Below are 13,322 nucleotides of genomic sequence, written 5' to 3'. Positions count from 1 at the left end.
TTTTTATTTACTGATTTTCTGTTGCCAAAATATTGCTACAGTCTTATTATAAATTCTTGGCCTCAATCAAACATTATATTATTTTCTTTTAAAAATTACTTCTTCTAATTCTTTATAAACACCCATTGTCTGGTTAATACATGCTGCCAAATTTCTTTTAAACCTCTCAGGATTAATACTTATTCCTATCCCGCAACAACTTTTTATCTCCCCCGTCTTATCTTTTAAATTATCATTAGTAATATCATGTACTATTCTATTATATTTTGACTCATTAAATTGTAGTCTATTCCATCTACAATACTCACTTAAAACTTCTTTATCATACAAATAATTTTCTAGTTCAAATCTCTTTAATACTCTGTGATTTTCTGAATTATTTTCTAAGTAAATTCTTCTTGTATGTTCATCAGTTGCCTTTCCAGAGGCCATATCACGATCTTTTAATACCCATATTTTCAATTCTGGAAATACTTTAGAAAAAATTGCAATAGCAATATCACTGCGTTGATCTAGTTCAGTATTTCCTCCGCTGGATATGAATAAGACATCTGGATACTCCTTTGCAAAAATGGTATTAAATACATCAGCATCTAATCCTCTCTCACTACCATCCTTTTTAGGCTCTGCTCTCCCTTCACAATAAATGATAATTTTAGGACAGATTAATTTAGCTAAATCATCAAGAGCCGTTGAAAAAAGATTCTGCCATTCTGAACGACTTATCTGCACTGGTTGCAATATAAATGCTTCAGCCGCCCATTTATTATCACTTTTAAATTCAATAATCTGTGACTCATTTTTTAATTCATCTTGTATTGCTCTCAAAAAACCAATACTATGTGTTGCAATCCATATTTGACAATTTTCTGGAACCATTTTGTTAATTTCAATTAATAATGCTCTCTGAATCGATGTATTTAAATGCAGTTCTGGTTCATCTATAATGTATACTGAATCTGTATATGTATCTTTCCTTAAATATAAGTCAAGTAGTATATCAATTACTTCCTTTTCTCCAGCTGATAAAACATTGTAGTCAAATACTATATCTGCATCACTCTTTTTAAAATACAATGTCCCTTTATTCTCATCAATATTACCTAAACTTGTAATTTTTAAATCTAAACAAGCACTTAATGCTGCATTTAATTTTCCTATAATATGCTCTCTCGCTTCACTCGGCCTCAAATCATTATCGTCCCGATACTTATTATATTTTGCCAATAATCGACGATAATCTTCTTCAATTCGCTGATCTATATCAGATGCAGAAGAAGCACCATAATCATTCTGAATAATATCTTTAACTGCTTTGGTTTGCATTATCTTTAAATTACCATTATATCGAAAGGAACTTCGAAAACTAAAAATGCTATTTCCTCTTCCTTCTTTCTGCATTTTATTATAAACTTGACTAAATGTCCCCTGTTCAAATTCTATTTGTACATTTTCATAATTATACCCTGGAACTTGTTTAAGAGAATGATAATGATAGTCCCTAGTTATACCATTTTGTCCAATTCTTCCCATATACGCTTTAGCTAAAAATAACATTGCATCAAAGACACTGCTTTTTCCACAACCGTTGGGTCCTACCAGAGCAACTATCCTTTTCGGATCATCCCCTAAATCTATGGTTAAATCATAAAATCTTTTATACTCTTTCATTCGTATTTTTCTTATTTTCATAAATTATTTTACTCCCCTTCTTATAAATATTATGTTGGCAACATTTTTTAATTAAGAGTATTTAAAAAGTTATATTTAATATATGACAGGCAATTCCATAAATTGCCTGTCATATAAAATAAATAATGCATCTTTTACTATTCGAACTCGCCCGAAAATATATTTTTATTAACTTATTTAGGTTAATAATTTTATAAAAGTCAACTATTTTCTATATGCTTTTTGCTTTGTTCTATTCTTTTGATAAATCAATAGTATCAAATTAGAATCGTTCTTTCAGGTTGCTTAGTATCAAATGATGTTCTATATCATAAAATTATAATCAGCTATACTAATCAAACTTTTGACATTCATATATAGTTCTAACTTATTGAATAAATATAACTTTTTTACTATGTATTAATATTGGTCATTCTTTTCATTTCTATTATTTGAATAATTTTAATGTATTATAATATTAAATCAAAATATTATTTAATTTCCTATAATACTATCACAAATTTTGATAATATAATTTGGAATTATATTATATCTTTTTTCATCCAAAGAGATCATTTCATTATTTTCATAATGATAGGATTCTGTGATAAAGCTCATAAATACTTGATCTTCTGCCTTTAACGGATTCAAATATAAGTATGCTCTCATAATTTGTAATTTATCAATAGAAGATGTAGCACTTTTATACCACTTTATTAAATTACTGCTACTTTTTAATTTGGATAAAATATCTTCATAATCGAAATTATTAATATACTCCATAATGGTTGAAATACCATCATTAATCTCATCTTCGTTCATATCAATTAATTCACCACATTCTTTTTTCTTAGGTGTATCATAAAGATGCTCTAAAGATGAGATAATATTGAATGCATCATTTTCTTTTGGATTACTATATTGTAAATATTTTCTCAAATTTACCAAGCGCAATAATATATTTAATCCTGTATTTTTTGATTTTTTCTCCCATTGTCTTAATGTATTACAAACCCAATCTTTTTTTATTCTTATATCAGTAAAAATACCATTTTGATTTGATACAAATGAACAAGAGTCATTTATATTTCTAAAATTATCCTTATACATCAAATCAATAATTATATCAAAATCATGAGTAAATAAAATAACTGTTTTATTTTTAAATACTGCATTATCTTTCGTGAACAAATAATACAATATTGCAAATTTTTTATTATTATCAAAAGATGAAACAGGATCATCTAAAATAATTAAATCATAATTTTGTTCTGCTTCTAATGAAAATAATATCAAAGAAATTGCATTTCTTTCTCCATAGCTTAAATCATCTTTTGAAATTATTTTTTCAACACATATAGGTTTTAAAATTGTTTTATAATTTTTATCACCTAATGCTTGAATTTTAACTTCATAAGGAATACCTGATATTCTTAAAAAATCATTTATATATTGGCTTTTATTCAAAATACAAAAATTCAACTTTTGTGAAAATTCTTGAGTAATATTTTTAATATCCTTATCTTTACTAATTAAATTATCAATAGAATTATTAACATTATTGATTTTCTCAAAAACATCTTTTTCTAAATGCGAATAAAAATCCATTGATAATTTATTTTCTTTTAAAAAGTCAACAAGAATATTATTATCATATTTTTCCTTTATTTGTATAACACTTAAATTACTTAAATTGTTCAATTTATTTAATTCTTGTTCACACAAAACATAAAGAGAATAAAGCAATTTTGCTTCATCAGATGAAACTTTATCATTGCTATTAACTATATTATCAACTTCTTTTTTTGTATTATCATCAAAATATTTTTTTATTTTATGTACTACATTTTTAACTTCAACATTTTGTTTTAAAGCAGTCGTTTTAAATGTGTTATTGATATCTGCGCATATTTTTTCAAAGTTTTCTGGTAAATCATTTAAACAAAATGGGCATTTCTTCCCAGTCAATAATTTTATACCATTTTCAAACCATTTATGCCATTCAAAATTATTATTTGCTTCTAATAATGATTGATATGGTTTTGCATCTTCTGTGATTAACACAGAAAGATTTGATAACTTTTTCCCTTTTGCAAATTTTGTTGTTGCAGGAACACTATAGGTAGTTCCTTTTTTGGTTTCTTTTATTTTAAAATCCAAGCTATTTTTAAATCCTGTTAATTCTTCTATTATTGTTTTTATATCAGAAGATGAAATACTATTCACAAGATCAAAAAAAAGATTATTAATGCGTTTTAATGCCAATTTATATTCATCAGTATTAATAAGTATTTCAAAACTATTATTAACTATATCTTCATGAAATAAATATTGATTCACATATTCTTGATTAAAAACAATAACATTAGAAAAGTTTTTATCAATTTGAATAGTTGGAACTAAATCACTATCATATTTTTTTAAAACAGATAAATCTTCTCCTTTAATACTTTTTTCAATTCCTTTGGCTATTGTACTTTTTCCTGTACCATTAATTCCATATTTGACATTAATACTATTTTCTATAATTTCTAAATTACCATGCTCAATTACCCCAAGATTATTAAATTCGATTTTCAAAAAAAGCCCTCCTTTATTTTACAGATAAATTATCATATATTTTAATTAATATTTAATAAATCCAAACTTTTAATAGTTTTACTACCTTCCGAATCGCTTCTTTATTTAAAATATAAATGCATATTAAAATAACTTACTAAATCATTTCAATATTTTTTAGCACTCTAGTCGGCAAATTGCTAAATATATTATATCAAACTATATATCACAGTCAATATTTAAATGCTAAATTACTGTTTTGGCTACAAAAAGCATAAAAATCACTTGCGTCAATAAAAAGTTTTTCTTTCCTTTCAATCATTTACTAATTTATGTATTTATTTTATATTGTTGAAAATATAGTATCCATCATTTTATCTGTTAATATTTCCATAACCCATCCATTTTTCTGACTTAAAATCATAATATTTTCCATTAACTTGTTAACATATTACCCATATACTTGTTTACTTTGTATAATTCATTAGTAAAATACTAAATGATACTATTTCCAATATGGTAAATTATATAAACTATATAAAATAATATAAACAAAAGAAAAATCGCCATTTTTATGACGATTTTACATACAAAATTAAATTGATACTATTCGAACTCGACAAAGCCTAATCAATTTTGTTTAGAGATTATTCTCTGTCGTATTCGTGGTGCTTTTGAATATTTGATGTATCCATATTATCCTGCCTATATGGGCTAATGTTATCAATTTGTTATCGGGGTTGATAACACTGGCTCTGAAACTGCGGATAATAACAATATGTTCTGGCTCACATTATAAGCGATTTTGTTTAGAAAATCAAGATATTAAAATCGTTTCCCAAAAACATCTATAACACAAATAGAGCTCTTTCATAGTCTTTAACATAGTATCTGATATTTTTCCTGCCTTTTTGGACAATCGTATGTCCTTCCGCTTCCAACTTTTCTTTCTGAGCTTCTATGCCGCCGGGATATTTGGCGTTTAATTCCCCATTCGCCTTTAAGGTGCGCCAATAAGGTGTTACATCCTTGGAACGCTGATAGCTCGCCCACGCAACAATCGAAACAAATATTCCTGCTGTAATCGGCTCTGTAAAATCGGCTCCATTTTCATTTGCAAAATATTCTCTTATCGCACCAACAGTAAGCAGTTTTCCATACGGCACAAGACGCATAACCTTATCATAATCAATCGGCGGCGCAAAATACATTTTGTTTCCGCCATACTTCTCTATGCTTTTTTCATCTGTGATCGTCTGAAATTTGGGCATATCCTTACTATCATGCAGCATCGCATTAAAATCTTTTTTATCTTCATTTGCCATTGTAAGCACCTCCTGTACACAAGTATAAGTCAATGAAAAAACCTATGCAATGAGACGGTTTTAAAATTTCCGTTTTTAAATTTAATACTCAGTTCTCCAGCTCTGCATCTTAGCTGATAGCAATTTAATCCCTGTTACCTTTTTCTAAATAATATAATTTAAGACTACCAAATATAAGGTATTAACCTGTATTTAACTTTCTTTTTATAATCTGCATATCCGTCAAGTTCGGTTTCAAGTACCTGTTTTTCGTTTTTTATTCTTTTTGCGATAATCAGAGGATAAAAGAGAAACACAACGAAAGAGAGTATTGATCCAAGCATCAACGGCATTGTAAGGAAAAGAATAATTGTTACACTATACATTGGATGTCTGACAATACCGTAAAGTCCTGTATCAATTACCTTTTGATTTTCCTGCACCTCAATCGTTCTGGAGAGATATGTATTTTCCCGTAAGACTTCTGCATAAAGCAAATACGCAATCAAAAATATAGCAGCCGCTATGTAAGGCACTGTTTTAGGAAGCGACAGCCAGCCAAAACGAAAATCAAGCCCTGCCAATACAAAGCCAACAACAAACATCAAGCCGCTAAGTTTTATTACAAGACTTTGCTCGCTTTGCTGTTCCTTAGCGTTAAGACGCTTACTTAATAATTGGGGGTTTTTGAACATCATCACAATACCGGCGACAAACATAGGAACAAACAAAACTCCCATAAGCAACCAACCGTTGGGATATTGCACTGTTCCCGCAGGCAGAAACAGAAGTAGCCCTACAAGAATAATTCCAAGCACAAATTTTATGATTGCATTGCAAAATAATTTTATTGTCATTGTACCGCCCTCCTTTGTCGGCTACTATTATTGTTTTTTCATCTGCCGCAAAAATAAAAGCACAGCCCCTGCAACAGCCACAATGGTATAACCGAGCACCCACCAAAGGTGCGGCAGGATACCCGAATAATCCGCACTAAAGACAGCCCGTTCCAATTCAACAGCATGGATGAAAGGCAAAGCATTTGCGATTTTCTTAAATACGCCGCCTACAAGGTCTACATCAAACCAAATCCCCGACATCCAAGCGGACAAATTGGTAAGTAACGCTCCACAGATACCGCCGACCTGCTTTGAATTAAAAACGCTTCCGCAGATAAGCCCCAAAGCAATATAAAACAATGCTACGGGAATGAGAAACAGCAAGGCATATAAAACAGTGATTGTCAGCTTCAAGCCGAGCAGAGCCGCCGCTATGTAGCAAATAACCCCCTGTGCTACTGCAATCGGTAAAATTGGCAGGGTATAGCCGAAAATAAAATCCGAAGCGGTAAGCGGAGTAGTATAAAGCCTTTGCAGCAATGCACTTTCTCTATCCTTTGAAATAAGGACAGCGGCAAACAAAGTCATAAAGGATAATCCAAATACCGTTATGCCGGGGGTTAGATTGTCAAGCTCAAACATCGGCACAGGAATATTTGCCTGTATTGCAGTAAGCAAACCGATAAGGACAAGAGGAAAGCCTAAGCCAAAAAACAGGTTAAGCGGGTCACGCAGTATTTCTTTTGCCGTTCTACCCGAAAATGCAAGCAATCTCATAATTTTTTACTCCCTTTTACAATAGCAACAAAAGCGTCCTCGAATTTTTCCGTTCCCGCCTTTGCTTTCAATGCCTCCGCTGTTCCGAGCGCAAGCAGCTTGCCGTCCTTCATAATACCGATACGGTCTGCAAGAGCTTCCGCTTCCTCCATATAGTGCGTGGTCAAGATAATGGTTGTTTTCCCTTTAAGTGTACGAATGGTATCCCATAAGTCGCTTCGTGCCAGAACATCAAGCCCTAATGTCGGTTCGTCAAGAAAAAGTATCTGCGGCTCGCTGATAAGAGCCATTGCAATGCTTAACCTGCGTTGCCAACCGCCCGATAATTTACCTGCCCTTTTGCTCAAAATAGCGGTTAAATCAAATTGTTCGGAAAGCTCCTTGGTTTTAGCATGCATCTTCTCTTTTGTAAAACCGTGAACACCGCACATCAGCTCAAGGTTTTCCCTTACACTTAAATTTGGGGCAACGGCTGTCTCCTGCGGAGATACGCCTATGATACTTTTCACCGCAGCCACATCAGTAACAATACTGTTGCCGTTCACAAAGGCTTTGCCGCTGTCGGGCTTTGTCAAGCAAGTAAGCATTTTAATTGTGGTCGTTTTTCCTGCCCCATTTACGCCAAGCAGAGCAAATAATTCGCCTTGCCGGGCCGTCAAATCAAGGCCGTCTACGGCGGTTACATCCTTATATTTTTTTGTAAGCTGAACAGTTTTAATTGCCTGCATTGTCTTTTCCCTCCGTATAGCGGTATTTAAGTCCCATATAAGCATCGGTAAGCACTCTGCTGATAAATTCATCGTCCCAATCAAGATAGGAAGTGGCTATCATCGTAGCAATACCGTGAACATAGAGCCACATTTCCAGATGAAACAAATATGCTTCATCTTCACTAATCCCTAAATTTTGCTGTATTAACTGCATAAGGGGTCTGATTTCTTCTTTGTTTTCTTCTATTTTTTCACGGCTTCGGTCACGCATAAAAAGCAGCTTGAAAAGCTCCCTTTCTTCTTTGGCAAAGCGGATATATGCCATGCCGCTTGCCTTATAGGGGGGATATTTTCCCTTAGCCATATCTTCACGCAAATAATTCTGATACAGCAGGTCAGAAGCTATAAAAACCTCCTGCCCGACTTCCTCCATATTTTTGAACAGTCCGAAAATCGGTTTGACAGAGCATCCAAGCTCCGCAGCCAACGCTCTTGCGGTCAATCCAGATATTCCATTCTTCCGTGTTACATTCAAAGCGGCATTAGTCATTTCATCTCTTGTAAACTTAAATTTCGGGGGCATTTGTTCATCTCCTTAAGGCAACATTTATTACGCAACATCTGTTTCTTATTATATAGAAATAGCTGCTTTTTGTCAAGCAGCTATAACAGTGAAACGGAATATGTAACGCTTTTGGGTGTCAAAACGCCCTGTTTAAGCGTTTAAGAGAGCAAAAAAGACGGGTAAGGAGTTTATCCCTACCCGCCACAATTTTACAGTTGTATGCGTTACATTGCGTTATTTGCAGTTGTCATTCTTCGTCTTAAGCGTGTTAATATCACTTCTGCCCTTAAAATGCGATAGGATTTTATCAATCTTTCTTGTCTGTGAATAAACGGCAGATCGCCATAACACCTGCAAACAAGACCCCTGCCACCGGCCACACAATCCAGGTAGTCTCCCATGCGTTTGTTAAAAAGCTCCAGGCAAGGTATATAGCTGTTGCTGACAGCCAGTACGCTGTTGCAATCGTTTCCTTAATGTAGCTTTTCCTTATCTCTTGGGGTGTATATTCACCCTCTTTCAGCAACTTCTGCATACTCGCCCATCGAACGCCGGCTATGATAAATATTCCTGCTCCGATTCCGGCGAGCAGCAAAGTAATTGCCAGCATGATAACGATTAAAAATTCGTTTTCGGTAAACGCACCGACCAGCAGAGGAACGGGGGATAGAATACAGATACCGGTTGCAATCATATTGCTCCTTACATAGACAGGTCTATATTCTTTTTGTCTTTCTTTAACCATTCCCGTTACGCCATATTCTGTTTCAAAAGGTTCTTTATCAATGAAGTCATAGGGTGCATTTTTAAAGCCGCAGTGCAGAAAGATCGCAACTGCAACAGCAACAAAAACGAACAGAGAAACAAGCCCGATCCCTCCGGCGACATTTTCAGATATGGAGAGAGCAACCTCGGACACAGCTCCCAAAAGCAAAAGAGGGATTACCGCAATAACGCAAAGAAAAGTTGCTACGGCAATTTTTACGGACGCAGACTTTCTCCATTTCAAAAAATGATCTGCCTGTGACAAAGTAATCCGTTTCACAGGTATATCTGTTTCATCTGTGAACTCCTCATCTTCCATTTCGTCCTTGAGAAGATAATCGGTCGTCACGCCGAACAAATTTCCAAGCTGAAGAATTTTTTCTAAATCCGGTGTAGTCTGTGCAGCCTCCCATTTGGATACCGCCTGACGGGACACATTCATTTTTGCAGCCAGTTCTTCCTGAGACCAGCCATTTCTTTTTCTCAATCGAATAATCTTATCCGCTAAAATCATAATCATTTACCTCCGTTTGATACTGTAGTGCAATCGCCCTATTTCTATGTATAGGATACTCTTTTCAAAGGTTGCATACCACCAAACGGCGGTTTGAAATGTGTCAACCTGCGGTTGCAGAAGTATTTTTCCATACAATACAAACTATTTCCACGGTCTGCTGTCGGCAAGCCAGCCTTGCTCCGCCCAATACTTTCCGTCAAGGTATTCGGGATCTGATCTATGTATGGATTTCTGCATCATACGGCAGAAGAAAAACTTAAATTTCGTAATCAAATTTGTATGTGCGGGCTTTGTATAATCTATATGAGCAAACTTCCGAGACAGCTTTTGAAGCTTTCCCGCAAGCTCGGCTTGTTTCTTTTGCGGCAATTTTTCCCAGACGATATCGCTCATCAATGCACCGGTAAATATCTCGATTTTGGAAATGCCCCACCACGATAAGCTGTGCTTCATATCTTTTGCCGCAGATTTTGCTCCGCTGCCCAAGCATTGTGTTATGATGACAGCTCGTTTTCCAAACATTTCAGGAGCAGGACGGTGCGGTATCCAACGATAGGCAAAATGGTCAAGTAACGCTTTCATTGCACCGGTCGCATGAAAGACATATGCAGGCGATGTCATCACAATCAAGTCCGCTTCCAAAAGTGATTTTTCAATTTTCCTGATATATTCAGCATCCTTGCATTTCTGTTCGCCCTTTAAGATACAGTTTGTGCAGCCAGCGCAGAAAGCGGGGCAATCCTTTGGAAGATAATATTCTGTAATATTCGCATTATCACTAAAGTCTGCTAAAAACATCTCTTTTAGACGATAGGTAACGCCGTGTTTTTCCGTTCCGTTTATCACTGTTATATTCACTCTTTATACCTCCAAAATATCGTGTAAAACTTGTGTGTGAAAATTCCTGCGGTTTTCTTTCTGTCTAAGGTCAATCCCCAATATTTGCGATATAATTTCGTATCGTAGGAACATTTGCTGCATAACGGTAATCAAATACAGCGTTTTTCGTCTTATCGCCGCTTCATCAAGGTCAGGACGGCAGGCTGCAACAAGCGGAAGATATGCCGCATAAGTTCTGTAAGTGTTGTCATTTTCTTTCGGTGACTGCATATCGGTAAGAACAGAAATTTTGGAAATGGCATAATGTTCAAACAGAAAATCAAGGGTTATATTGCCGAGATAAGTGAGCTTCTCAAAAGGAGTAAAGCCGTCTGTTTTCTCTCGTATATTCTGAAAATGCTCAACTGTTCCGTTTATCATACGCTCAATACATTGCTCGATGAGTTGATCCTTGTTTCCAAAATGATAATTTACAAGGCCTAATCCAACGCCTGCTCTTTTGCATATCTCACGGACTGTAACTTCGTCTAAATGTTCCCCTTTTTCCTCAATTAGTTTAATCGTCGCCTGTATAATGGCTTCTTTATTATCCACACTATACCTCCTTTTGAACATTGTTCAAATACATTATGCTGAACGCAGTTCAAAAAGTCAAGAGATTGTGACTAACAAGTGAAGTATGTAACGCTTTTCGGTGTCAAACCGCCCTGTTTAAGCGTTTAAGAGAGCAAAAAAAGACGGGTAAGGAGTTTATCCCTACCCGCCACAATTTTACAGTTGTATGCGTTATAATGCTTTAATTATAGATAATTTCCTCGTTTACAATATCCATTGCTCTATTACGAATACTGTTCATTGTCTGTACCCACAGCATTGAATTTTCTGCCTTTAGCTGTTCGGTTAAGCCCTCTCGCTCCGCTATCTGTTTTACCAGCCGAAGAAACGTATCTTCCGCCTGCTCGTCAATATCCACAAGATAGCTGTTCAGCTTGCCGCTTGTAAGCAGGTTGGTATAAAGCACCTTGCGGTACTGTTTGAGATAGCGCAAATGCCGCTGCCCCCATACGCCGATAGGCTTGGTTTCTTTTTCGGCGGGTAAAGACAGACAAGGAAGAAAATAATCTCCCTGCCGTATATAAGTGCCGCCCAGTTCTTCAAAAATCATCTTTGCCATTTTGTTTTCCTCCTGAAAAATGATTTATCTTGAGCGTGTGTAATCACGCTTTTGACCTTTGAGATTTCTCGCCTGTTCAAGCAAGCTGTCTATCTGTTTGTGTCCGAATACTCTGCGAAGCAGCGAATAATCTTTGTTTTCAGCCCTCAGCCTTGTGTTTTCTTCGGTAAGCTTACCGTTAATTTTTGAGAGCTTTTCGTTTTCACGATATAGATTTCCGTTTGTGATGTTCAACCTGTGATAACTGTCCAACGCCTTGAAATATCGTGCAAATAAGGTGCTGATTAAAGATTTAAATCGGGCTACAAGCGGCTCAACAAACTTTGTCTTGTAGCTCCTTGCCGACATCATCGCAGAAGGCTCAGGGAGCTGATATTCAGGCCCGTTCATGATACTCTCATCAAGATTTTGCAACGCTCTTTCGCCATTATCAAAGTTTTTAATACGGTCAGCCATAACACGAAACTCATCTTTTTTCTCGACAAGCTTATCTTCAAGAGCGTTAATTTCCTTTTCTCGCTCCTGCTTTTTGTAATCCAAAACAGAGAGATGTTTTTCATGAGTCCCCTTGTGTTCCCACTCAATTCCGTGGCGTTCCATAACAAACGCTAAGGCGGATTTTTCTGCGCTTACCCATTGATTCCACTCGGTATCTCCACGAGTACCGCCCTTGAAGCCCTGTGCTGCAAGCGCCTGTTTCAACGACACTCTTGTATCCAGTCCACGCTTGCTGCCGGTGGTAAAGGGAACAAAATCAATGTGCAGATGCGGTGTTGCCTCATCCATATGCAGATGAGCCGAAAATACTTTTAACTGCGGATTTCGCTCCTGAAACCCACGATAGTATTCATCTAAAATCTGTCGGGCAAGCGTCCCGTTTTCGCTTTCAGCGCTCATATTTTCCTTATCGCCTATCTGCAAAATCAGTTCGTGAAACGGTTTTTCCTGTTTGGAACTGCGGATTTTTTCATAGTAGTTTTCTATCTTTCGGTCAGCTCTTGTCTGCCTGTCGTTGTATCTTTTCAGCGCATCATCGAATAATTCGTGATACACTTTCCTTATCGGCTCGTTGCAGTAATCTATATTGTTGAATGCCAAATTAAATAAAAAGAAAAATAAAGAAAATAGTCAAAATAAAAGAAAAAGTCTTATCAAAGTGAATGAATAAGAAATAATCACTTTAAATGATAAGACTATTTTAGTATGATAATAGTTGGAAAGGAAAAGGATAAAGCCTCTCACGCCAATGCTAGCCTTTATCCTCTGTTCAAAGAACACTTATATGATAACCTATTACTCAGACACATTCAATCAAAACTTTTCTAAAATGCAAACATTTTATAATGAATGTCTTGAAGATCTTAATATCGCTTCTCTAGAATGTCCATGTCATCATAAAGGACATCTTATCAAGCATGGCTTTTATACGCGCAAAATCAAAACACCAGATGGCATCATTCCCCTTAAAATCCAAAGATTCAAATGTAAGCATTGTCATCATACACATGCATTTTTACTATCTGTCATTATTCCTTATAGTCAAATTCTATTTCATGACACTCTATCCATTATTCGCTCAAATTCTATGCAGGATTTGAATC

13 protein-coding genes are annotated in these 13,322 nt (G+C 35.2%); 1 reads left to right on the top strand and 12 read right to left on the bottom strand.

Going from position 1 to position 13,322, the window contains the following annotated elements; all coding sequences use genetic code 11:
• Positions 1 to 78 precede the first annotated feature (78 nt).
• The 12 genes from B5G32_RS02395 to B5G32_RS02340 form a co-directional block, all read right to left on the bottom strand.
• On the bottom strand, positions 79 to 1,692 hold the full coding sequence (locus tag B5G32_RS02395) for an AAA family ATPase (protein ID WP_087356997.1): 1,614 nt from the start codon (positions 1,690 to 1,692) through the stop codon (positions 79 to 81).
• A 474-nt stretch (positions 1,693 to 2,166) separates the two neighbouring features.
• Positions 2,167 to 4,251, bottom strand: a complete 2,085-nt coding sequence (locus B5G32_RS02390) for an ATP-binding protein (protein ID WP_087935738.1) — start codon at positions 4,249 to 4,251, stop codon at positions 2,167 to 2,169.
• Positions 4,252 to 5,078: 827 nt separating this feature from the next.
• On the bottom strand, positions 5,079 to 5,555 hold the full coding sequence (locus B5G32_RS02385) for an MGMT family protein (protein ID WP_055273812.1): 477 nt from the start codon (positions 5,553 to 5,555) through the stop codon (positions 5,079 to 5,081).
• A 164-nt stretch (positions 5,556 to 5,719) separates the two neighbouring features.
• Positions 5,720 to 6,391 (bottom strand): methyltransferase family protein, encoded by a 672-nt coding sequence (locus B5G32_RS02380; RefSeq protein WP_087935737.1) that lies wholly within the window; start codon positions 6,389 to 6,391, stop codon positions 5,720 to 5,722.
• A 27-nt stretch (positions 6,392 to 6,418) separates the two neighbouring features.
• Positions 6,419 to 7,150: an ABC transporter permease gene (locus tag B5G32_RS02375; RefSeq protein WP_055273816.1), complete on the bottom strand. Its 732-nt coding sequence runs from the start codon at positions 7,148 to 7,150 to the stop codon at positions 6,419 to 6,421.
• Positions 7,147 to 7,878, bottom strand: a complete 732-nt coding sequence (locus tag B5G32_RS02370) for an ABC transporter ATP-binding protein (protein WP_087935736.1) — start codon at positions 7,876 to 7,878, stop codon at positions 7,147 to 7,149. Before B5G32_RS02370 ends, B5G32_RS02375 begins: the two co-directional genes overlap by 4 nt.
• A complete protein-coding gene (locus B5G32_RS02365) occupies positions 7,865 to 8,443 on the bottom strand; it encodes a TetR/AcrR family transcriptional regulator (RefSeq protein ID WP_087935735.1) in 579 nt (192 codons plus the stop codon). The genes B5G32_RS02370 and B5G32_RS02365 overlap by 14 nt, the downstream gene beginning before the upstream one ends.
• A 289-nt stretch (positions 8,444 to 8,732) precedes the next feature.
• Entirely contained in the window at positions 8,733 to 9,704 is a 972-nt protein-coding gene (locus B5G32_RS02360; RefSeq protein WP_055273822.1) for a helix-turn-helix domain-containing protein, read from the bottom strand.
• Positions 9,705 to 9,848: 144 nt separating this feature from the next.
• Positions 9,849 to 10,565 (bottom strand): flavodoxin family protein, encoded by a 717-nt coding sequence (locus tag B5G32_RS02355; protein ID WP_021949696.1) that lies wholly within the window; start codon positions 10,563 to 10,565, stop codon positions 9,849 to 9,851.
• Positions 10,566 to 10,568: 3 nt separating this feature from the next.
• Positions 10,569 to 11,141 carry a TetR/AcrR family transcriptional regulator gene (locus B5G32_RS02350; RefSeq protein WP_055273826.1) on the bottom strand — a complete coding sequence of 191 codons (573 nt, stop codon included), beginning with the start codon at positions 11,139 to 11,141 and terminating at the stop codon, positions 10,569 to 10,571.
• 202 nt (positions 11,142 to 11,343) lie between these two features.
• Positions 11,344 to 11,721 carry a TnpV protein gene (locus tag B5G32_RS02345; protein ID WP_087935734.1) on the bottom strand — a complete coding sequence of 126 codons (378 nt, stop codon included), beginning with the start codon at positions 11,719 to 11,721 and terminating at the stop codon, positions 11,344 to 11,346.
• Positions 11,722 to 11,745: 24 nt separating this feature from the next.
• Positions 11,746 to 12,774 (bottom strand): plasmid recombination protein, encoded by a 1,029-nt coding sequence (locus B5G32_RS02340; RefSeq protein ID WP_239386176.1) that lies wholly within the window; start codon positions 12,772 to 12,774, stop codon positions 11,746 to 11,748.
• Positions 12,775 to 13,003: 229 nt separating this feature from the next.
• On the opposite strand from B5G32_RS02340, the gene B5G32_RS13900 reads away from it, so the two are divergent.
• Positions 13,004 to 13,322 (top strand): DUF6431 domain-containing protein (locus B5G32_RS13900; protein WP_239386175.1); only part of this gene is annotated, 319 nt, incomplete at its 3' end.

This window comes from Massilimicrobiota sp. An80, from assembly GCF_002159255.1.
Taxonomy (GTDB): Bacteria; Bacillota_I; Bacilli_A; order Erysipelotrichales; family Coprobacillaceae; genus Allocoprobacillus; species Allocoprobacillus merdigallinarum.
This window is presented reverse-complemented; position numbering and strand designations above follow the sequence as displayed.

Coding starts and splice junctions, on each gene's coding strand:
- B5G32_RS02360 (WP_055273822.1), bottom strand. CDS start 9,704: ATGATTTTAGCGGATAAGATTATTCGATTGAGAAAAAGAAATGGCTGG.
- B5G32_RS02385 (WP_055273812.1), bottom strand. CDS start 5,555: ATGGCAAATGAAGATAAAAAAGATTTTAATGCGATGCTGCATGATAGT.
- B5G32_RS02380 (WP_087935737.1), bottom strand. CDS start 6,391: ATGACAATAAAATTATTTTGCAATGCAATCATAAAATTTGTGCTTGGA.
- B5G32_RS02370 (WP_087935736.1), bottom strand. CDS start 7,878: ATGCAGGCAATTAAAACTGTTCAGCTTACAAAAAAATATAAGGATGTA.
- B5G32_RS02395 (WP_087356997.1), bottom strand. CDS start 1,692: ATGAAAATAAGAAAAATACGAATGAAAGAGTATAAAAGATTTTATGAT.
- B5G32_RS02345 (WP_087935734.1), bottom strand. CDS start 11,721: ATGGCAAAGATGATTTTTGAAGAACTGGGCGGCACTTATATACGGCAG.
- B5G32_RS02375 (WP_055273816.1), bottom strand. CDS start 7,150: ATGAGATTGCTTGCATTTTCGGGTAGAACGGCAAAAGAAATACTGCGT.
- B5G32_RS02365 (WP_087935735.1), bottom strand. CDS start 8,443: ATGCCCCCGAAATTTAAGTTTACAAGAGATGAAATGACTAATGCCGCT.